The 20,718-nt window shown below is 73.4% G+C and carries 20 protein-coding genes; 10 read left to right on the top strand and 10 right to left on the bottom strand.

All coding sequences use genetic code 11. The annotated features are described in order from the left end of the window. Positions 1–143: 143 nt before the first annotated feature. Positions 144–935, bottom strand: coding sequence for a metal-dependent hydrolase (locus OG276_RS33260; RefSeq protein ID WP_266911059.1), 792 nt, complete (start codon positions 933–935; stop codon positions 144–146). Between the two features lie 145 nt (positions 936–1,080). Here OG276_RS33260 and OG276_RS33255 point away from each other — a divergent pair, with 145 nt between their 5' ends. The 3 genes from OG276_RS33255 (at position 1,081) to OG276_RS33245 (ending at position 5,056) form a co-directional block, all read left to right on the top strand. After that, positions 1,081–3,603: an RNA helicase gene (locus OG276_RS33255; protein ID WP_266911057.1), complete on the top strand. Its 2,523-nt coding sequence runs from the start codon at positions 1,081–1,083 to the stop codon at positions 3,601–3,603. A gap of 106 nt (positions 3,604–3,709) precedes the next feature. Beyond that, positions 3,710–4,612 carry an acyl-CoA thioesterase II gene (locus OG276_RS33250; RefSeq protein ID WP_266911055.1) on the top strand — a complete coding sequence of 301 codons (903 nt, stop codon included), beginning with the start codon at positions 3,710–3,712 and terminating at the stop codon, positions 4,610–4,612. 33 nt (positions 4,613–4,645) lie between these two features. After that, positions 4,646–5,056 (top strand): YchJ family protein, encoded by a 411-nt coding sequence (locus tag OG276_RS33245; protein WP_266911053.1) that lies wholly within the window; start codon positions 4,646–4,648, stop codon positions 5,054–5,056. Here the strand turns inward: OG276_RS33245 and OG276_RS33240 are convergent. Together OG276_RS33240 and OG276_RS33235 are read right to left on the bottom strand one after the other, a co-directional pair. Beyond that, positions 5,020–5,802 carry a DUF6397 family protein gene (locus OG276_RS33240; protein WP_266911051.1) on the bottom strand — a complete coding sequence of 261 codons (783 nt, stop codon included), beginning with the start codon at positions 5,800–5,802 and terminating at the stop codon, positions 5,020–5,022. The two genes, OG276_RS33245 and OG276_RS33240, sit on opposite strands and share 37 nt — an antisense overlap. Before the next feature lie 230 nt (positions 5,803–6,032). Continuing rightward, entirely contained in the window at positions 6,033–6,431 is a 399-nt protein-coding gene (locus OG276_RS33235; RefSeq protein WP_243340556.1) for a roadblock/LC7 domain-containing protein, read from the bottom strand. A gap of 106 nt (positions 6,432–6,537) precedes the next feature. Here OG276_RS33235 and OG276_RS33230 point away from each other — a divergent pair, with 106 nt between their 5' ends. Continuing rightward, positions 6,538–6,966: a PPOX class F420-dependent oxidoreductase gene (locus tag OG276_RS33230; protein WP_266911049.1), complete on the top strand. Its 429-nt coding sequence runs from the start codon at positions 6,538–6,540 to the stop codon at positions 6,964–6,966. A 59-nt stretch (positions 6,967–7,025) separates the two neighbouring features. Here the strand turns inward: OG276_RS33230 and OG276_RS33225 are convergent, their stop codons facing one another. The 5 genes from OG276_RS33225 to OG276_RS33205 all read right to left on the bottom strand — a co-directional run bounded on the left by OG276_RS33225 (position 7,026) and on the right by OG276_RS33205 (position 12,104). Further along, entirely contained in the window at positions 7,026–7,664 is a 639-nt protein-coding gene (locus OG276_RS33225) for an ATP/GTP-binding protein (protein ID WP_266913332.1), read from the bottom strand. After that, positions 7,664–7,990 (bottom strand): DUF742 domain-containing protein, encoded by a 327-nt coding sequence (locus OG276_RS33220; RefSeq protein ID WP_254381858.1) that lies wholly within the window; start codon positions 7,988–7,990, stop codon positions 7,664–7,666. The genes OG276_RS33225 and OG276_RS33220 overlap by 1 nt, the downstream gene beginning before the upstream one ends. 71 nt (positions 7,991–8,061) lie before the next feature. After that, positions 8,062–8,505, bottom strand: a complete 444-nt coding sequence (locus OG276_RS33215) for a roadblock/LC7 domain-containing protein (RefSeq protein ID WP_243340590.1) — start codon at positions 8,503–8,505, stop codon at positions 8,062–8,064. Then, positions 8,505–11,198, bottom strand: coding sequence for a nitrate- and nitrite sensing domain-containing protein (locus OG276_RS33210; protein WP_266911045.1), 2,694 nt, complete (start codon positions 11,196–11,198; stop codon positions 8,505–8,507). The genes OG276_RS33215 and OG276_RS33210 overlap by 1 nt, the downstream gene beginning before the upstream one ends. A 108-nt stretch (positions 11,199–11,306) precedes the next feature. Further along, a complete protein-coding gene (locus OG276_RS33205) occupies positions 11,307–12,104 on the bottom strand; it encodes an MHYT domain-containing protein (protein WP_266911043.1) in 798 nt (265 codons plus the stop codon). A gap of 167 nt (positions 12,105–12,271) precedes the next feature. Here OG276_RS33205 and OG276_RS33200 point away from each other — a divergent pair, with 167 nt between their 5' ends. From OG276_RS33200 to OG276_RS33185, 4 genes are all read left to right on the top strand, one after another. Then, positions 12,272–12,967 (top strand): class I SAM-dependent methyltransferase, encoded by a 696-nt coding sequence (locus OG276_RS33200; RefSeq protein WP_266911041.1) that lies wholly within the window; start codon positions 12,272–12,274, stop codon positions 12,965–12,967. A 184-nt stretch (positions 12,968–13,151) separates the two neighbouring features. Further along, positions 13,152–13,940, top strand: a complete 789-nt coding sequence (locus OG276_RS33195; protein WP_266911039.1) for a hypothetical protein — start codon at positions 13,152–13,154, stop codon at positions 13,938–13,940. A gap of 88 nt (positions 13,941–14,028) precedes the next feature. Next, complete coding sequence (locus OG276_RS33190) at positions 14,029–14,508, top strand: SAM-dependent methyltransferase (RefSeq protein WP_266911037.1); 480 nt, start codon at positions 14,029–14,031, stop codon at positions 14,506–14,508. A 162-nt stretch (positions 14,509–14,670) separates the two neighbouring features. Continuing rightward, entirely contained in the window at positions 14,671–15,057 is a 387-nt protein-coding gene (locus OG276_RS33185; protein WP_266911035.1) for a hypothetical protein, read from the top strand. A gap of 149 nt (positions 15,058–15,206) precedes the next feature. Here the strand turns inward: OG276_RS33185 and OG276_RS33180 are convergent, their stop codons facing one another. Further along, positions 15,207–15,779, bottom strand: a complete 573-nt coding sequence (locus OG276_RS33180) for an MOSC domain-containing protein (RefSeq protein ID WP_266911033.1) — start codon at positions 15,777–15,779, stop codon at positions 15,207–15,209. A gap of 20 nt (positions 15,780–15,799) precedes the next feature. Then, a complete protein-coding gene (locus OG276_RS33175; protein WP_266913329.1) occupies positions 15,800–15,982 on the bottom strand; it encodes a hypothetical protein in 183 nt (60 codons plus the stop codon). A gap of 268 nt (positions 15,983–16,250) precedes the next feature. On the opposite strand from OG276_RS33175, the gene OG276_RS33170 reads away from it, so the two are divergent. Then, complete coding sequence (locus OG276_RS33170) at positions 16,251–19,283, top strand: DEAD/DEAH box helicase (RefSeq protein WP_266911031.1); 3,033 nt, start codon at positions 16,251–16,253, stop codon at positions 19,281–19,283. After that, the gene (locus tag OG276_RS33165; RefSeq protein WP_266911029.1) at positions 19,280–20,581 is read left to right on the top strand and encodes an SWF or SNF family helicase; all 1,302 of its coding nucleotides are present in this window, start codon (positions 19,280–19,282) and stop codon (positions 20,579–20,581) included. The genes OG276_RS33170 and OG276_RS33165 overlap by 4 nt, the downstream gene beginning before the upstream one ends. Positions 20,582–20,718: the final 137 nt, after the last annotated feature.

Genomic DNA, 20,718 nt, shown 5'->3' with positions numbered 1-20,718 from the left:
CTCGGAGTCACGGAGCAGCGCTTCGACCAGGCCTAGAGGGCGTGCGCGTCCCCGAGCCGGCCCGCGCGGACGTGGAGGTTGTCGAAGTCGCGGAACCGGACTGGGGTGACGGCGCCGATGGCGATGGCCGCCTTCGGCCGGCCTCAGAAGAAGCCGAGGGCCGAGGCTCCGCCGACTCCGCCGAGGAGCATGAAGACGGGCATCAGGACCTTCAGCTCCACCCAGCTGCCGGCACGGAAGCGCATCATCTTCGGCGGGCCGATCGGGTACCAGCGCTTGCCCGCGATGGGCAGGGGCCACAGGACCGGGCAGCCGGAGACGGTCAGGGCGTCGCCGATGTCGTGGACCAGGGCGCCCAGCACGATCGGGATGCCGAGCCACAGGTATTCCTGGCCGGGGGCGGTGAAGAGCCAGTCGGAGCCGTTGCCGGGCTGGTCGAGGACGCCGGCCAGTATCCAGGCGCTGGTTGCGCCGAGCAGCCAGACCAGGACGTCGCTGGACATGCGGGCGGCCCGCCACAGCAGGCCTTCGACGGCGAGGACCAGGTGGATGAAGAGGAGGGCGAGGACGCCCCACCGGTCCGTGGTGACGGCGATCGCGGAGGAGCCGGCGCCGATCAGGACGGCCCAGACCCACGTGTGGGTCAGGGTGCGGTGGCCTCCGGTGCGGCGGGCGTCGCGCGGGGACCGGGTGGCCTTGTAGACCCCGTAGGAGATCTTGTCGACCACCTCGCACAGGACCCGGGAGAGCGGGCCGAAGGCGCGGGAGATCGTCGCCGACTTGTGGTCCAGGTCGGGGGCGAGGGCGGCTCCGGCGCAGATGAGCGCGCCGACGACGAGGACGGGCCAGGGCATCGGGTGTCCGTAAGCGGCCGCCGCGGCGCCCACCCCCAGCCAGGCCGCTGCCCCGGACAGTGAGTGCGCCGGACCCATCATGGTCGTTCCCCGCCCCGGTGGTGTGCTGGTCGGGCCCTGTTGACGGTGTCGTTCGGGCCGCATCGACGGCACAGCGTACCGTCGATGATCTTCCTTCTGTCCGCCGGTTCCCTGATCCGGGGGGAAGCCAGGCAAGATGGGGGGTGTGACCCTCATTGATCAGCTCCCGCCGAACGCCGACCCCGACGCACTCTTCGAGGCTTTCTCCTCGTGGGCGGAGGACCAGGGCATCACCCTGTACCCGGCTCAGGAGGAGGCGCTGATGGAGGTGGTCACCGGCGCGAACGTCGTCCTGTCCACCCCGACCGGCTCCGGCAAGAGCCTGGTGGCGGCCGGCGCGCACTTCACGGCCCTGGCCCAGGACAAGGTCACCTTCTACACCGCGCCGATCAAGGCGCTGGTCTCGGAGAAGTTCTTCGACCTGTGCAAGCTCTTCGGCACCGAGAACGTCGGCATGCTGACCGGCGACGCCTCCGTGAACTCGGACGCGCCGGTGATCTGCTGCACCGCCGAGGTGCTGGCCTCGATCGCCCTGCGCGACGGCAAGTACGCCGACATCGGCCAGGTCGTGATGGACGAGTTCCACTTCTACGCGGAACCGGACCGCGGCTGGGCCTGGCAGATCCCGATCCTGGAGCTGCCGCAGGCGCAGTTCATCCTGATGTCGGCGACGCTCGGCGACATGAAGCGGTTCGAGGAGGACCTGACCCGGCGCACCGGCCGGCCCACCTCGGTGGTCCGCTCCGCGACCCGGCCCGTCCCGCTGTCGTACGAGTACGTCACGACGCCGATCACCGACACCATCACCGAGCTGCTGGAGACCCGGCAGGCGCCGGTCTACATCGTGCACTTCACCCAGGCCCAGGCGGTCGAGCGGGCACAGTCGCTGATGAGCATCAACATGTGCACCCGCGAGGAGAAGGACAAGATCGCCGAGCTGATCGGCAACTTCCGCTTCACCACCAAGTTCGGCCAGAACCTCTCGCGCTACGTCCGCCACGGCATCGGCGTGCACCACGCGGGCATGCTGCCCAAGTACCGGCGCCTGGTGGAGAAGCTGGCCCAGGCCGGTCTGCTGAAGGTCATCTGCGGCACCGACACCCTCGGCGTCGGCGTCAACGTCCCGATCCGCACCGTGCTGTTCACGGCACTGACGAAGTACGACGGCACCCGGGTCCGCACGCTGCGCGCCCGCGAGTTCCACCAGATCGCCGGCCGCGCCGGCCGGGCCGGCTTCGACACCGCCGGCTATGTGGTGGCCCAGGCGCCCGAGCACGTCATCGAGAACGAGAAGGCCCTCGCCAAGGCGGGCGACGACCCGAAGAAGCGCCGCAAGGTGGTCCGCAAGAAGGCCCCCGAAGGCTTCGTGGCCTGGTCGGACATCACCTTCGAAAAGCTCATCGGCGCCGACCCGGAGGCGCTGACCTCGCGCTTCAAGGTCACCAACATCATGCTCCTGTCGGTCATCGCCCGGCCCGGCGACGCCTTCAAGGCGATGCGCCACCTGCTGGAGGACAACCACGAGCCGCGCAAGGCCCAGCTGCGCCACATCCGCCGGGCCATCGCCATCTACCGCTCCCTGCTGGACGGCGGTGTCGTCGAGAAGCTCGACACCCCGGACGCCGAGGGCCGCACGATCCGGCTGACCGTCGACCTCCAGCAGGACTTCGCGCTGAACCAGCCGCTGTCCACCTTCGCACTGGCCTCCTTCGACCTGCTGGACCCGGAGTCCCCTTCCTACGCGCTGGACATGGTCTCGGTGGTGGAGTCCACGCTGGACGACCCGCGCCAGATCCTCGCCGCCCAGCAGAACAAGGAACGCGGCATGGCCGTGGGCGCGATGAAGGCCGACGGGGTCGAGTACGAGGAGCGGATGGAGCGGCTCCAGGAGATCACCTATCCCAAGCCCCTCGAAGAGCTGCTCCTGCACGCCTACGACGTGTACAGCAAGAGCCACCCGTGGGTCCGCGACCACCCCGTCTCCCCGAAGTCGATCATCCGCGACATGTACGAACGCGCGATGACCTTCACCGAGTTCACCTCGTACTACGAACTGGCGCGCACCGAGGGCATCGTGCTGCGCTACCTGGCGAGCGCCTTCAAGGCTCTGGACCACACCATCCCCGACGACCTCAAGTCCGAGGACCTCCAGGACCTGATCGAGTGGCTCGGCGAGCTGGTCCGCCAGGTCGACTCCAGCCTGCTCGACGAGTGGGAGCAGCTGGCGAACCCCGAGGTGGAGACGGCGGAGCAGGCCCAGGAGAAGGCCGACCAGGTCAAGCCGGTCACCGCGAACGCCCGCGCCTTCCGCGTCCTGGTCCGCAACGCCATGTTCCGCCGGGTGGAGCTGGCGGCCCTGGACCACGTCAACGTGCTGGGCGAGCTCGACGGCGACTCCGGCTGGGACGCCGACGCCTGGGGCGAGGCCATGGACGGCTACTGGGACGAGTACGACGACCTGGGTACGGGCCCCGACGCGCGCGGCCCCAAGCTGCTCCAGATCGAGGAGGACGCGGCGCACGGCCTGTGGCGCGTCCGGCAGACCTTCGCCGACCCCAACGGGGACCATGGCTGGGGCATCAGCGCCGAGGTGGACCTCGCCGCCTCCGACGAGGAGGGCCGTGCGGTCCTGCGCGTCACCTCGGTCGGCGAACTCGGCCAGCTCTGACCTCCTCCCGGCTCCGCCCGGGCGGGCACCCGCCCGGCAACCGACCCCCGACCCGCAACCGACCGGCGCCGTCACGGCCGCCGGGCCCGACAGTGGAGATCCTCTGATGACGAACCCCGCCGAGAGGCTGGTCGATCTGCTCGACCTGGAGCAGATCGAGGTCAACATCTTCCGGGGCGCCAGCCCCCAGGAGTCCCTCCAGCGCGTCTTCGGCGGCCAGGTCGCCGGCCAGGCGCTGGTGGCGGCCGGCCGCACCACGGAGGGCGACCGGCCCGTCCATTCCCTCCACTCGTACTTCCTGCGCCCTGGCATCCCCGGAGTGCCGATCGTGTACCAGGTGGAGCGGGTGCGCGACGGGCGCTCCTTCACCACCCGCCGGGTCACCGCGGTCCAGCAGGGCAAGACCATCTTCAATCTGACCGCCTCCTTCCATCAGCCGGAGGAGGGCAGCATCGAGCACCAGCTGCCTCCCCGCCTCGACTTCCCGCACCCGGACACCCTCCCGAAGGTCGTGGACGAGATCCGCGAGCACCTGGGCACGCTGCCGGAGGCGCTGGAGCGGATGGCCCGCCGCCAGCCCTTCGACATCCGCTACGTGGACCGGCTCCGCTGGACCCCCGAGGAGCTCAAGGACGCCGATCCGCGCAGCGCGGTGTGGATGCGCGCCGTCGGCCCGCTGGGCGACGACCCGCTCGTGCACACCTGCGCCCTCACCTACGCCAGTGACATGACCCTCCTCGATGCCGTGCGCATCCCCGTGGAACCGCTGTGGGGCATGCGCGGTTTCGACATGGCCTCCCTCGACCACGCCATGTGGTTCCACCGGCCTTTCCGGACCGACGAGTGGTTCCTGTACGACCAGGAATCGCCCATCGCGCACGGCGGCCGGGGCCTGGCCCGCGGCCGCATCTACGACCTCGAAGGCAGGCTGCTGGTATCGGTGGTCCAGGAGGGGCTCTTCCGTCCCTACGGCGCCAAGGCCTCCAAGCCGGCCGTATCGCCCCAGTAGTCACCTCCGTCCCCGAAGAACTGAGCGAGTCCCATGCCCACGCCCGCCACTCCAGCCCTGCCCTGTCCCTGCGGGCTGCCCGCCGCCTACCCGGAGTGCTGCGGCCGCTTCCACTCCGGCGGGCGGCAGGCGCCCACCGCCGAGCTGTTGATGCGCTCCCGCTTCAGCGCCTTCGCCGTCGGCGACACCGCCTACCTCCTGCGCTCCTGGCACCCCTCGACCCGGCCGGGCGCGCTCGACCTGGATCCCGGGCAGCGCTGGGAACGGCTGGAGATCCTGGCCACCGAGCGCGGCGGGATGTTCGAGACGGAGGGCTCGGTGGAGTTCCGGGCGCACTACCGCGAGGGCCGGCACACCGGCTCGCTGCACGAGCACAGTTCCTTCGCCCGGGAGAACGGGGCCTGGGTCTACGTCGGCCCCCTCTCCCCCGTCGACTTCGACTGACCCCTCGCTCCGGTCAGGGCGAAGTCGAGGCTGGTGCGGTACCAGCCGATCTCGTCCGGTGGCCCGGCCCGCAGCAGCCGGGCCGCCACCTCGGCGGCCGCCGGAACCTGCGGGTGCCCGTAGGGCGGGGGCGGGGCGAGTGCGCCGAGCAGGATCCGCTCCGCCTCGTCGGGCACGGTCGCGCGCACATCGTCTTCCGGGAGCACGGAGGCCAGTACGGCAGCCCGCTCCCAGGGGTCGGCGGTCCGTCTCAGCAGCAGCCCGACATGCCGCTCGCGCCACCTGCGGGGCCGCAGGTCGGCCCTGGTCTCGATCAGTTCCCGATCGCCCGGCGGCGCGCTCCCGCGGAGCATCCCGGGCTCCCGAGCCGCGAAGTCCCGTAGCTCCGCGGTCAGATAGAGCCACACCACCGCCCGGTAGCGGTTGATCCGGTATCCGACCGGAGTGAGGTGTCCGCAGCGTGCGAGCCGGGTGAACCGGCTCGGGCCGACCCCGAGGACGGCGGCCGCGGCCTCCGCTCCCGCGACCGTCTCCACGCGCTCGCGCAGCGCGTCCGGGAATCCCTCGGCCGACCGGACCCGGTCGAGCTCGGTCCGGGTGTACCGCGCGGCCCCGGCGGCCCCTTGGGGGCCGGTCCGCACGATGCCCAGCTGGACGGCGCGGGCGAACTCGCTTCGGCTCAGGCCCAGTTCCCCCGCGGCGCGCCCGCCGCCCATCAGCCCGGCGGCCTGCGCCACGTGCGGCATGTCCGTCGTCTGTGGCGCTTGCGGTGTCTGCGGCGTCCGTAGTGCCTGCGGTGTTTGCAGTGCCTGCAGCGCCTGCGGCGTCCGCTGTGCCCGCGGCGCCTGAACCGTCTGTGTCATCACGCTCTCCCCACCAGAGTGATTACTGTGTGTGAAGAACGTAACTCAGAGCGACAGCACCTCGCCGGGCCTGTGGACAACTCCGAAAGGGCGAACCGCGCCGCCCGCCGCTCTCAGCCGCCGGTGATCCGCCGCTCCGCGACACCCAGGTGCTCCCCCACCCGGTTGACCAGCAGCGTCATCTCGTACGCCACGTGCCCGATATCCGCCTCGGAGGCGCTCAGCACGCACAGGCAGCTGCCCGCACCCGCGGCCATGACGAAGAGGACCCCGTCGTCGTACTCGACCATGGTCTGTCGGACCTCACCCGCCCTGAAGTGCCGCCCCGAGCCCTTCGCAAGGCTCTGCAGCCCCGCCGCGACGGCCGCCAGGTGCTCCGCGTCCTCCCGTGCCAGCCCCGCGCTCGCGCCCGTCACCAGGCCGTCGTTGGACAGCACCACCGCGTGCCGCACCTGCTGCACGCGCCGCGTCAAGTCGTCCAGCAGCCAGTCAAGCTGCTTGTCCAGCGCCATATACAGTCCCTCCCCGTCGACGCGGCCGCACCGGCCGCGCCCCACCCCGCGTACTCGTGCCGCCAGCCTTCCCCACCAGGGCCTTTCCGGCAAGGAGGATGGACCCATGGTGAAGAAGATGACTCAAGAGGAATGGCGGGAGTTCGTCTCCCGCTCCACCCGCACCGGGAAACTGTCCACCGTCCGTGAGGACGGAAGCCCTCACATCGCTCCCATCTGGTTCGTTCTCGACGGCGATTCCTTCGTGTTCAACACCGGGAAGGACACCGTCAAGGGGCGCAATCTGGCCCGCGACGGCCGCGTCGCGCTCTGCGTGGACGACGACCGGCCGCCCTTCTCCTACGTCGTCCTCCAGGGCCGGGCGGAGATCAGCGAGGACCTGGACGCGATGCTCCCCTGGTCGACCAGGATCGGCGCCCGCTACATGGGAGCGGACCAGGGCGAGGCCTTCGGGCGCCGCAACGCCGTCCCCGGCGAGCTGCTCGTGCGCGTCCACATCGACAAGGTGATCTCGGCAGCAGGCGTGGCCGACTGACGGCGTCCCCGTCCGCGTGACGGGACCACCACCCCAACACCCCTTCACCGCGGGCCGGTTCACACCGAATCGGCCCGCGGTTCCACCGACTCCAGCAGCCGCGCCGTGTGCACCCGCCCCGCGTACTCCACCAGCCGGATCAGCACTTCCTTCCCCGAGTCCTTGTCCCGCGCGTCGCACAGCACCACCGGCGTCCCCTGATCCAGGTCCAGCGCCCGCGCGACCTCGTTCGAGGCGTACCGCCGTGCGTTCGCGAAGCAGTTGACGGCCACCACGAACGGGATCTTGCGGTGCTCGAAGTAGTCCACCGCCGGGAAGCAGTCCTCCAGCCGCCGCGTGTCGGCGAGGACCACCGCGCCCAGAGCCCCCTGCGACAGCTCGTCCCACAGGAACCAGAAGCGGTCCTGCCCCGGGGTTCCGAACAGGTAGAGGGACAGCCCCGACCTGATCGTGATCCGCCCGAAGTCCATGGCCACGGTGGTCGTCGTCTTCTGGTCGACCCCGCCCGTGTCGTCGACCAGTTCCCCGGCCTCGCTGAGGAGTTCCTCCGTCCGCAGCGGCCGGATCTCGCTGACGGAGCCGACCAGGGTCGTCTTCCCCACGCCGAAGCCGCCCGCCACGAGTATCTTCAGCGCGAGCGAGGCCAGTTCCTCTCCGCCCTCGGCGGACGGCGCCGGCCCGTTGTCGTGCAGTCCCATCACAGCGCTCGCAATCCCTCGATGACTTCACGCAGAATCCGCTCGTCAGGCAGCTGTGCGGGTGGCACCGGTCTGCTGACCTTGACGTGCCCGGCCTCCAGCAGGTCCCCGAGCAGTACGCGCACGACGCCCACGGGAAGGTCCGCGTCCGCCGCGAGCTCCGCCACCGACTGGGTCTCGTCCCGGCACAGGCCGAGCAGCGCACGGTGCTCCGGCCCCAGCAGCGACTCGGCCGCCTCGTCGGTCCCCGCCGGGTCCACGACGACCAGTGCGATCAGGTCGAACCGGACCCCGTGGGGTCCCGGCTTCGTGCGTCCGCCGGTCATGGCGTACGGACGGACGAGCGGGCCCGCGTCGGCGTCGTACCACCGGCCGTTCGTGCTCAAGGCCGCCGCCCTCAACCGGCGGCCGGCGGCCGCGCCGCGAACCGGGCCGGGGTGTACAGGTGCTCGCCGACCCGCTTGACCAGCCGGGCCATCTCGTAGGCGATCAGCCCCATGTCGGCGCCGGCGCCGCTGAGCACGGCCAGGCAGGAGCCGTCTCCGGCGGCCGCCACGAAGAGGAAGCCCTCGTCCATCTCCACCATCGTCTGGCGCACGCCCCCGGCGTGGAAGTGCCGGCCTGCGCCCTTGGCCAGGCTGTGGAAGCCGGAGGCCACGGCCGCCAGGTGTTCGGCGTCCTCCCGGCTGAGCGCGCTGGAAGCGCCCACCGCCAGGCCGTCGTTGGACAGGACCACGGCGTGCCGGACCTCGCGCACCCGGACCACGAGGTCGTCCAGGAGCCAGTCGAGCTCGCCCGACCTGCGGACGCCGTCGAGGTCGATCCTCTGATGTTCGATCATCATCGTGCTCCTTCGCCTTCGCCAGTACTGCCTGTGCCGCCCGTGCCACCCGTGGGCCCCGCACTGCCCGCGCCGCCCGGGCCGTCCGCGCCGGCCTCGCCGGTCGCCTGCGTGCCCCGCACCCAGCCCGCCCGGTACGCCGCCATCCGCTCGCGCGCCTGCTCGGGGCTGCGGCCGCGCGGTTCATCGGCCCCCCGGACACCGGCCGGGGCCTTCGGAGCGGGGGCCTCGCGCAGCTGCGGGACGAGGCTCGCCTGCCGGACCCGGCGCGGCAGTTCGGTGACGGAGGCCGCCGGACCCGAGGGGGCGGATGGGCCCGAGGGGGCCGCCGTGACAGCCGGGGCGGGCGTACGGGGAACCGCGCCCGCGGAGCCGCGCGGCCGCAGCGGGGCCACCGGGGAGGGCCGGGGCTCCTCCCGTACGGGGCTCCGGTCCGGGACCGGCACCCCGCGCACGTCGTCGCGTACGACGCTGATGGCCTGGGACGGCTCCCGCAGCCGCTCCCGCTCCCGGACCGGTTCGGTGACCGGCTCCGGAGCCGGGGTCGCGCGCGCCTGCTCCTCGGGCTGCGGTGCGGCGGCCGTGAGGGCGCCCTGGAGCAGGGAGTTCGGGAGCAGCACCACCGCGGTGGTGCCGCCGTACGGTGACATGCGCAGGTGTACCTTCACACCGTGGCGGGCCGAGAGACGGCTGACCACGAAGAGCCCGAGCCGGTCGCTGTCGAAGAGGTCGAGCGCCTCGGACTGCTCGATGCGCCGGTTGGCCTCCTGGAGGGATTCGCGGCCCATGCCGAGACCCCGGTCCTCGACCTCCAGGACGTAGCCGGCGCCGACGGGTTCTCCGCTGACCCTGACCTTGGTGTGGGGCGGGGAGAACTGGGTGGCGTTCTCGATGAGTTCCGCGAGCAGATGGGTGAGGTCGGCGACGGCTCCGCCGACCACGGCCGCCTCCGCGAGCTGGCGGACCTCGACGCGCGGGTAGTCCTCGATCTCGGAGACGGCGGCCCGCACGACGTTCGTCAGCGGGATCGGCATCCGCCAGGCGCGGCCGGGGGCGGCGCCCGAGAGGATGATCAGGCTTTCGGCGTGCCGCCGCATCCGGGTGGTGAGGTGGTCGAGGCGGAAGAGGTCGCCGAGCTCGTTCGGGTCGTCGGCGCGCCGCTCCATCGAGTCGAGGAGGGTGAGCTGCTTGTGGACCAGGACCTGGCTGCGCCGGGCGAGGTTGACGAAGACCCCGCTCACGCCGCTGGCCAGTTCCGCGCGTTCGACGGCGGCGCTGAGCGCGGCCCGGTGGACCGTGGCCAGTGCCTCGCCGACCTGGGCGATCTCGTCGTCGGCGGCCGGTCCCCGCGGGGTTTCGGCGGCCACGTCGATGTCCTGCCCGGCCCGCAACCGGTCCATGGCCTGCGGGAGTTTGCGGTGCGCGATCTCCAGCGCGGTGTTGCGCAGCGAGACCAGCTCGACCACGAGGGCCCGGCCGATGCGGACCGAGATGACGAGCGAGGCGGCCACCGCGGCCAGGCCCAGGGCGACGGCGGCTCCGGCGGGACTCAGCGCGCCCGCGCCGAAGGGGTCGGCGCGGTCCGCGGCGGCCGCGTGGGCGGCGTCCCCGATCTCCCGCATCGAGCCGGCGACCGAGGTGTAGGCCGCCTCCCAGCCGGAGGGCGGGCCGGCCGCCCCGGCACCGGCCGCGGCGGCGAGCGCCCGGTCCTCGGCCCCGGTGAGGTCGGCGTAGGCGGCGCTCTTGGCCACGGACTGCCAGGCGTCCTGCTGGGCGGCGGGCAGGTCCGGGGCGGCGGAGGCGGTCAGGGCGCGTCGGGTCTCGATCGCTCCGGTCAGGCGGCGAAGCGTTTCGGCGGTGCGCGGCCGCGACGCCGTCAGCAGGGCGTCCTCCCGGGACAGCTGCTCCCCGGCCCGCGCGAACTCCAGCAGGACCCGGGCGTCGACGCCCAGCTCGGCGTCCTGGCCGCCTCCGGAGAGGGCGCCACCCACATCCAGCGCCGTGTCGATCACCCGGGTGTACGTCTCGTACGCCGCTTCCGGGGTCGCCCGGTGCTCGGCGACGTCCTCGCGCGCCGGACCCAGCCCCTCGGCGGCGGCGACGAAGGCACGCAGCCGGACGACGATGTCGGTGCGGTAGTCGCCGGAGTCGGCCACGGTGTTGCGGTCGCCGAGCCGCAGCGACCGTAGGGCTCCGTCGGTGCGGCGTGCCTGCTCGTCCAGGGCTGCGGCCTGGCCGGGGGCCTGGGCGGCGGCCGCCTGGCCGGCAGTGGGGTCGGCCAGCAGCCGTACGGCCGTGCGCCGTTCGGCCTGCAGCGCGGCGATGGCGTTCTCCACCGGGGCCCGCAGTTCCCGGTCTACGCGCTGAACGCGGCTGAGGCGGGCGACGTCCTGGGCCGCGTCGACGGTCGCGAAGGCCCAGAGGGCGAGCAGGGAGACCACCGGCACCATCAGCAGCGAGACGATCTTCGCCCGGACGGTGGCGGGGCGCAGTCGCAGGCGCGGACCGCGGGCACCGCCCCCGGCCGCGCCGGGTATCGCCGCGAACACGTCGGAGGCAGCGCGCTCCGCCGGCTCCTCGGCGGGCGGTCCGGCGTGCGCCCGGCGTCCCGGCCCCTTGCCGCGGCCACCCGCCGGCGCGGGCGCGGGCGGCCGCGACGCCGCTGCTTCCGGTGTTCTGCGGGGTCTGCGCATGGGCTCCTCGTTCCGGGCGGTGCGTAGGTGTACGTGACGGTCGCGGGGGCGGTGGCGTGGTGTTGGTGGGGGTGGTGACCTGGGCGGGGGCCTGCGTCGTGCGCCGCCTCAGCCCGCGGGGGCGGTGGCGCCCCGCTCTCCCAGGCGGAGGTCGGCGGAGGCCATCGCGGAGGCCTCCCGCTCGTCGGCGGTCGGCGAGAGGGCGACGAACGCGGAGGTGATGAAGAGGTAGGAGCCGAGGCCGACGGCGAGCGGGAAGATGAACTGCATGGCGGTGGCGCCCGGCAGGGCCGTGTCCGAGGGGGTGACCTCGACGGCGACGGCGAGCATGCCGGTGTAGTGCATGCTGCTGACGGCGGCGCCCATGACGAGCGAGGCGACGGCGACGGCCACGGGGGACTTGATGTTGAGGGCCGCCCACAGGGCGGCCGTGGCCGCGACGACCGCGATGGCGACGGAGAGTCCGACCGTCAGCGGCTCGTAGGAGACCGAGCCGTGCAGGCGCAGGGCCGCCATGCCGAGGTAGTGCATGCTGGCGACGCCGAGGCCGGTGGTGAGGCCGCCGAGGACGAGGGCCCGGCCGCGGTCCTTCCCGTAGCCGACGGCGAAGACTCCGGCGCCGACGACGATCATCGCGACGAGCAGGCTGAGGATGGTCAGCGGCACGTTGTAGCGGATCTCGGTCCCGGTGACGTGGAAACCGAGCATGGCGACGAAGTGCATCGTCCAGATCCCGGTGCCGATGGCCGAGGCCGCTGTGAGGAGCCAGTTGCGGCGGGAGGCTCCGGTCGTCGCGGCGAGCGCGCGAACGGTGCAGCGCAGGCCGAGGGCGGCGCCGATCGAAGCCATCACGTATGACAGCGCGGGGGTAAGCCAGCCGTAGGCGGCGTGGTCCAGGTGTCCCATGGCCACGGAAGCTAGTCCGGGTGAGGGAGCGAACACGGGCCGCATTTCGAAAGCCACTGGAACTGCTGGAATATGACAGAGATACGTTCATCTTCGATCACGCCGCGTACCACCTTGCACACGTTCCGCAGGCATGTGCCGGAGCCCCGGTGAGGGATCATGGGCACATGAGCGAAGACCGCACACAGGACCACACCCGGAACCGGTCGCTGGACCGGGCTCGGGAGCAGGCTCAGGACCCCGCTCGGGGCCGGCCCCGGGACCAGACGCGGGACCGCGGCCACGTCCAGGAGTTCTTCGGGGCGCGCGCGGCCGGCTGGGACCGCAAGTTCCCCGGGGACGAGCCCGCCTTCGCGACCGCCGTGGGCGAGTTCGGACTGCGGCCCGGGGACCGGGTGCTCGACGCGGGCTGCGGCACCGGGCGGGCGCTGACCGCGCTCCGCGCGGCCGTCGGCCCGTCGGGAACGGTGCTCGGCGCCGATGTCACTCCGCAGATGCTGACCGCCGCACACGAGGCGGGCCGGGATGCCCAGGGCGCCCTGCTGCTGGCGGACGTGGCCGCGCTGCCGCTGCGCGACGGGGTACTGGACGCCGTGTTCGCCGCCGGCCTCATCGCCCATCTGCCCGACCCCGGGGCCAACTTGCGCGAGCTCGCCCGCGTGGTCCGCCCGGGCGGCCGGCTCGCGCTGTTCCACCCCATCGGCAGGGCGGCCCTCGCGGCGCGCCACGGCCGGGAGCTGACCCCCGACGACATGCGCGCGGAGCACAACCTCGGCCCGCTCCTTGCCGGTTCGGGCTGGCAGCTGACTTCGTACGCCGACGAGGACACCCGCTTCCTCGCGCTGGCGGTCCGCACCCCCTGACGACCCCGCACGCGCCTCCCGTGGGTCACCCCGGGCGCGGCGGCGCCGGCGGCGAGCCGGTTCCGTGGCGGGCATCCGGCCCTCCCTGCAGGTGGTGGGCTTGGAAATCCGCTCCCGTCAGCTCTCGACGCGGTGGTTACTCGCTGGTTAGGGTGCGCCGACGAGAGAACGACCGGGAGGCCACGTGTCCGACGAGGAGGACGGCGGTTCGCTGTACGTGCTGACAGCCGTGCTGCTGACCCCCGCACAGTTCCCGAGCATCCTGGGTGACGACTACCCCGAGGCCTGCTCGCTGCTGGGCGTGCCGCCTGCGGCCGCCGGGTACGGCCTGGTGCTGGGGCAGGACGAGGAGGGCGCGCGCTGGACGGTCGTGGTCGACGACGTCTCGCTCGTAGCCATGGCCATCGCCTCGTGGGACTGCGGGATGGAGTACGACCTGTCCCCCGACGAACGGTCCATCGTGGTCTCGCTGGCGGGCTGGCCGCTGGACCTCTCGGTGGCCACGGCCGGAATCCCCGATCCGCACGATCCCGAGCAGGGCGCGGACGGCACCGGGCGGGTACCGCTGACCCCACCGTCGGCCGAGGCCTGGGGTCCGGTGCAGCGGCGGATGGGCGCCGACCAGATAGCCCGGGAATGGGCCGACTGGAGCGAGCGCGTGGCCACGGACGGCGGGGCCGCCGCAGCCGCGCACCCGGGGCTGGCGCGGGCCTTGGAGGAGGCGCTGGGGTACACGCAGAGCCCGCCGCCGCCCGGCAGGGTGCGGTCGTCCTTCGCGGGCGACGAGGCGCGGACGCTGCGCGTCGACGGGCCGGGGTGGTCGCTGGTGGCCCGCACCGGCGGGGCCGCCTTCGTCCTGCTGGACGATGAGCCGAGCGAGGTGCTGGCCGTACCGCACGAGGCGCACGGGGAGCTTCCCGAACTGTCCGAGCTGCTCGCGGCGCTGGACCGGGTCGCTGTACGGCCGGCCTGAGCGGGGCCGGCGATTGCCGGGGCGGGAAAGGGTGCACGTGCGAGGCGCGTACGGTGCCCGAGTCGGGCGTGAGGGGGAGGATGCGCTGATGGATCCGGTGGAAGTGGTCCCGGTGGGCGTGGTGGTGGGCGGCCGCTCGGCGGTCGTGGACGACGACTGGGGGCGGGAGACGGCGGTGATCCGCCTGGCCCCGGAGCGGTTCGGTCCGCAAGCCCTGTACGGACTGGAGGACTTCTCGCACGTGGAAGTGGTCTTCCACTTCGACCGGGTGCCGGAGGACAAGATCGAGACGGGTGCACGGCACCCCCGTGGCAATCCTGACTGGCCGCTCGTCGGCATCTTCGCCCAGCGCGGCAAGAACCGCCCCAACCGGCTGGGCCTCTCGCGCTGTCGCGTCCTGAAGGTGGACGTGCTGGCGGCGGACGGACCCGAGTTGCACGTGGAGGGGCTGGACGCGGTCGCGGGGACTCCGGTGCTCGACCTCAAGCCGTACATGACGGAGTTCGGCCCGCGCGGCGAGCACCGCCAGCCGGAGTGGGCGACGGAGCTGATGCGCGACTACTACTGAGTCGCGCGGGGTGGGGCGGGGGCGCCGAGGGTAGGCTCCGGGGTTCCGCGAGCACCTGCGGCAGGCCGTGGCGGGAAGCCCGGGGAGCAGGGCCGGGGAACAGGGCCGGGTAGAGGGCCGGGGAACAGGACCGGGCGTTGGGCGAGCCGACAGGAGTGCGGCATGACCGTGGTGACCCGTTTGGTCACGTACACCGATCTGCACGTCAGCGCTACGAACGCTCGGCAGTTGTCGGTATCGGCACGGCTGGAGGCCGTACTCGCGGACGGCCGCAGTGTGGTGCTGCTCGACGATCGCGGCTGGAGCACCTCGGGCCCGTCGGGCATGGCCGAGCTGACCTCCACCGAGGACATCGAGGAGACGGCCCGGTCGGTGGTCGGTCCGGACGAGCCTTTCGACGGCATGACGCGGGAAGAGATGGCGGCCGGGCACTGGGGCTACCTGGCCGGCATCCTCCGGCAACACGGGGTGGACGTGCCCGCGCACGACCTGGAGCGGCTGCCCCATGACGTGGTGCTCAGCGAGCGCCTCCGTGCGTGGATCGGCTGAGAGAGCGACCGGCCGGTCAGCGTCGGCGGTCAGTGCTGCTGGTCAGCACCGTCGGTCAGCGCACCGATCGCCACCCGGTGTTCGAGCCGGGGCCGCCCCCGCGCCCGCGCGCCGAGGCACCGGAGCGCGGAGGTGGCCGGCTCGGCGGGTCAGACCCGGTCGAGGGGGACGTGCGGGGTCGGGGGGAGGGTGACCTCGATGGTGTCGCCGGGATGGATCGTGCCGCCCCGGTGGACCACGCCCATGATTCCGGCCTTGCGGAGCAGGTTGCCCTCGTCGTCCCGGCTCACCACCCGCTTGAGCAGCCCGTGCTGGAAGTTGTCGATCTGCAGGCAGGGATTGCGCAGGCCGGTCACCTCGACCACCGCATCCGCGCCGAGGCGCAGCAAGGTGCCGGTCGGCAGGGCGAGCAGGTCTATGCCTGCGGTGGTGACGTTCTCCCCGAGCTGGCCCGGCTCGACCTGGTGGCCGGCCTCGGCCACCTCCTCGAAGAGCTCCCGGTGAATCAGGTGCACCTGCCGGAGGTTCGGCTGCGTGGGGTCCTGGGCCACGCGGGAACGGTGCTTGACCGTGACCCCCGCGTGGACGTCTCCCTCGACTCCGAGCCCTTCGAGGAGCGTGATGCTCTCGCGCGTGGGCTTGGTGAACGAATAGACCTCGTTGCTGCTGACCGCCGCGACCTGCGCCACACCTGCCCGGTTCGCCGGACTCGCCGTGCTCATGGTTGACCCCCCTGCCGCCTTCAGCGGCCGATCTGCTTCCTGGATATACCCCGCAGCCTACGACGCTGGGAGGAGTCCAACAGCAGGTAGGCGGCCACGGGAACACCGATCAGAACCAGCAGTCCGGCCCAGAATCCGACCGCCCAGAACAGCACGATGGCTGCCCCCACACCGGCAACCGCGATCTTTCCGCTCGTGGACATCTGCGGCACCCTCTTTCTCCGTCGGCCACTACCCCACACAACGCGCGTTCCCGCCCCCGCGTTCCCGCCCCCGCATTTCCGCTCGCGCGCCCGGGTCCGTGCCTGATCGGTGGCGCGAAAGCCCCCGGGATAGCCCCGGGAGAGCCCCGGGAGAGCCCCGCGAAAGTCCCGGGAAGTGACCCGGGTCACGGCGCCGCCATGGGCGGGCACATCCGAGGGTGGGTTAGTCTCGGCCACCCTGTATTCGGTAGTCAAGTTTGAGGAATGCGTGCTCCCGACGATCTCCGGCCTCATCCCCTGCTCCGCCGTCTTCCTCCCCGCCGAACCGGCCCGCCACGGCCGGATCGCCTTCTGGCGGGCGGAGTCGGCCGAGGGCAGCCTCCACCTGGACGGCCAGGGCGCCTCCGAACAGCTCACCGTGGTCACGCCCGACCTACGGCGCACCACGGTGACGGCCCTCGTCCTGCCCCTCGCCGAAGCCCTGCCCCTGCTCACCCGGGTCCGGGCCACCGCCTCGGCCGGTGCCGCGCCCTTCTGGGGCGCCGCCACCCTGCTGGCCCTGCGCTTCGCCGCCCGCGGGCTCCTGTTGCCCGGACTGAGCCCCGCCGGGTACGACGCCTGGCGGCTCGGGCCGCTGGACGCCGCCGACCTGGAGGAGGTCCGGGAGCTGGCGGCGGCCATGCCGCCCGACGCGCACTGCGTACCCGTCGACCCCACAGGCCCCGCAGGCCCCGCCGTCCCCGCAGGCCCCGGCGAAGACCCCGACCCCGGCGCCCCACCACGGCTGCCCGCCCCGGAGCCGCTGCTGCGCGCCTTCCTCGACGCCGTCGCCGACACCCTGCCCCGCTCCCCCGCCGCACCCGCCGCCGCCGGCGGCCCCGCCTTCGCCGCCCGCCCGGCCCGGCTCCACCCCGAGCTGCGCGACTGGGCCGCGGAGGTCGCGGCCGGGCACGACGCCGGAGTGCGGGTCTCGATCCGCATCGAGGTGGACCCGGACGCCGAACCCCCCGCCTTCCGTGCCGTGCTGCAGATGCACGGCCTCGCGGACGCCGCCCTCGTCGCCGACGCCGCCGACGTCTGGGCCGGCTCCGGGCCCGCCGCGGCCGCCTTCCCGCCCCGCGCCCGCCTGGACGCGCTCCGCGCCGTGCGCCGCGCCGCCCGTCTGTGGCCTCCGCTTGCCCCGCTGCTCGGCGCGGCCGTCCCCGACGCGGTGGACCTCGCCGACGAGGAGGTCGCGGAGCTGCTCGGGGACGCCGCCGGCGCCCTGGCGGCCGAGGGGGTGCAGGTGCACTGGCCGCGCGGGCTCGCCCGTACGCTCACGGCGCGGGCCGTCGTGGGCCGGGCCGCCACCGGCTCCGACCTGCCGGGCCTGTCCGGCCCGCTCTCCGCCACCTCCGCGCACCCCGTCGGCTGGCGTTACGCCCTGGGCGGCCAGGGCGATCTGACGGCCGACGAGCTGGACCGGCTCGCCGAGGCCAAGCGGCCCCTGGTCCGGCTGCGCGACCAGTGGGTCCTGATCGATCCGGCCGCGGCCCGCCGGGCCCGTGCCCTCGCCCGCAAGGACCGCGAGGTGACGGCCGCCGACGCGCTGGCCGCCGTACTGACCGGCTCGACGGAGCTCGACGGCACGCGGTACGACGTAGAGGCCACCGGGGCGCTGGAACGGCTCCGCGCGATCCTCACCACCGACCCCGAGCGCGCGGCCCCGGAGACCGCAGGTCCCGGGCGCACGGATCCGGGGCACGCGGATCCCCGGCACAGGGATACGGGGCACGCAGAACCCGTGCCCGCGGAACCCGGCCGCGCCGCCCCGGAGCGGGCCGCCGCGACGGCCGACGTGCAGGCCCCGGCCGCCCTCCGCGCCACCCTGCGCGACTACCAGCTCCGCGGCCTGCGCTGGCTCGCCCGCCTGACCGGGCTCGGCTTCGGAGCCTGCCTCGCCGACGACATGGGCCTGGGCAAGACCGTCACGCTGATCGCGCTCCACCTGCACCGCCAGGAGCACGGGCACGAGGGCCCGACGCTGGTGGTCTGCCCGGCCTCGCTGCTGGGCAACTGGCAGCGGGAGATCGAGAAGTTCGCCCCCGGCACTCCGGTGCGCCGCTTCCACGGCGCCGGCCGCAGCCTCGAAGGCCCGGCCGGCCAACCCTCCGGCGGATTCGTCCTCACCACCTACGGAACCATGCGCCTGGACGCACCCCGGCTCGCCGCCGTGCACTGGGGCCTGGTCGTCGCGGACGAGGCCCAGCACATCAAGAACCCGCGTTCCTCGACCGCGAAGGCCCTGCGCACCATCCCCTCGGCCGCCCGCGTGGCCCTCACCGGCACCCCGGTCGAGAACAACCTGTCCGAGCTGTGGGCCGTCCTCGACTGGACCACGCCGGGCCTCCTCGGCCGCCTCGGCACCTTCCGCACGCGCTACGCCGAGCCGGTCGAAAGCGGCCGCGACCCGCGTGCGGCGGCCCGGCTGGGGGCGCTCGTCAGGCCGTTCCTGCTCCGCCGCAAGAAGTCCGACCCCGGAATCGCACCCGAACTGCCGCCCAAGACCGAGACCGACCACGCCGTGTCCCTGACCCGCGAACAGGCCGGGCTGTACGAGGCGGTCGTCCGCGAGACCCTCGCCGCGATCGCCGGAGCGGACGGGATGGAGCGCCGCGGGCTCGTCGTGAAACTGCTGACCTCGCTCAAGCAGATCTGCAACCACCCCGCGCAGTACACGAAGGAGCACCACGGCCCGAAGGAGGCCGCAGGGGCGGCGTCCGGAAAGCTGGAACTCCTCGACGAGCTGCTCGACACGATCCTGGCCGAGGGCGGCTCGGCTCTGGTCTTCACCCAGTACGTGGCGATGGCCCGCATCATCGAACGCCACCTCCTCGCGCGCGGCATCCCTTCTCAACTGCTGCACGGGGGCACGCCCGTTCCGCGCCGCGAAGAGCTCGTGGACCGCTTCCAGGCGGGCGAGTTCCCGGTGTTCCTGCTCTCCCTCAAGGCCGCGGGCACCGGCCTCAACCTCACCCGCGCCGGCCACGTCATCCACTACGACCGCTGGTGGAACCCGGCCGTCGAGGAACAGGCCACCGACCGCGCCTACCGCATCGGCCAGACCCAGCCCGTCCAGGTCCACCGCATCATCGCGGAAGGCACCGTCGAAGACCGGATCGCCGAACTCCTGCAACGCAAAAGGGCGCTGGCCGATGCCGTGCTCGCGGGCGGCGAGGCCGCGCTGACCGAACTGAGCGACGCGGAGCTTGCCGAGCTCGTCGCGCTGCGCCCGACCACCTCCGGGGAGCGACACGGATGAACGACAAGGACCCGTACGAGAAGACCTTCCCGCCGCTCCCGCCCGCCCCCGGCCGCGCCTTCGCCCAGACCTGGTGGGGCCATGCCTGGCTGCGCGCCCTGGAGGACAGCGCGATGGACGGGCAGCAGGTCAAGCAGGGGCGGCGGTACGCGCGTTCGGGCGCGGTCGGGGCCGTGTCCGTACGGCCGGGCGGGCTGACGGCCGTGGTGCGCGACCCGGACGGGACGGCGCACCGGACCGACGTGCTGGTGCAGGAGTTCACGGAAGCCCAATGGGACCGGCTGCTCGGGCTGGCGGCCGCCGAGTCCGGCCACATCGCGGCGCTGCTCGACCGGGAGGTGCCGACGGAGCTCGTGGAGGACGCGGCGGCGGCCGGGGTGGACCTGCTGCCCGGGATAGGCGATCTCGACCCGCGCTGCGACTGCGGCGAGTGGGACCACTGCCCGCACACGGCGGCGCTCTGCTACCAGGTGGCGCGGCTGCTGGACCAGGACCCCTTCGTGCTGTTGCTGCTGCGCGGCCGCGCGGAGGCCGGTCTGGTGGCCGAGCTGGAAGAGCGCAGCACGGCGGAAGCGGAGGCTCCGTCGGGCCCCGATGACGCCGGGGTCGCCGCCTCCGAGGTCTACGCGGCGGCTGCCGCGCTGCCCCCGCTGCCCGCGCCGGCGCGGCTGCCGGACGCGCCGGGCCAGCCTCCGACGCTGGACACGGAGTCGGGGACGGAGCCGCCGGGCCTGGATGTGGACGGGGTGGAGTTCCTGGCGCAGGCGGCGGCGACGCAGGCGTACCGGCTGCTCGCGGAAGCGCTCGCTCCGGCCCACGCGGAGCGCGCCCCGCAGCCGGGGCTCACGGCGGCGCAGGACGCCGTACGGCTCACGGCGCAGGCCCACGACCTTCGGGTCCGCTCCCGCCTGTCGGCGGCTTCCGACAGGGACCGGGCCGCCATGGACCGGGCCGTACTCGCCTGGGGCTTCGGCGGGGCACAGGCCGTCGCGGTGCTGGAGGAGGACTGGACCCCGGACCGGGCGTCGCTCGCCCGGGCCCGGGCCGCGCTGGCGGCGGCCCGGCCCGACGGGGCGGAGGCCGACACCGACGGCGACGCTGACGCCCCCGCCCCGGTGCTGCGCCGGATCCGCGCCCGCTGGACGCAGCCGGGCGGCGACCGCCAGCTCCGCCTGGGCCGCGACGGCCGCTGGTGGCCGTACCGCCGCGCGGCGGACCACTGGCTCCCGGCGGGCCCCTCGTCGCCGGACCCGGCGGCGGCGCTGGCCGCGCTGGAGCCGGAGGAGCCGGAGGGCTAGGAGGACCCGCCCGGGGGCGGCACACCGGCGGGGACCGGCCGACCCGCGTCCCGCACTGGCCGACGTACCGCTTGTCGGGGCGGCGGGCCGGTACGACGATGGGGCGCTCCGGGTACCAAGGCACCGCGAAAGGGCGA

Origin of the sequence: Streptomyces sp. NBC_00086, from assembly GCF_026343255.1 — a bacterium.
Taxonomy (GTDB): domain Bacteria; phylum Actinomycetota; class Actinomycetes; order Streptomycetales; family Streptomycetaceae; genus Streptomyces.
The sequence above is the reverse complement of the archived record's forward strand: the minus strand, read 5'-3'. Positions and strand labels throughout refer to the sequence as shown.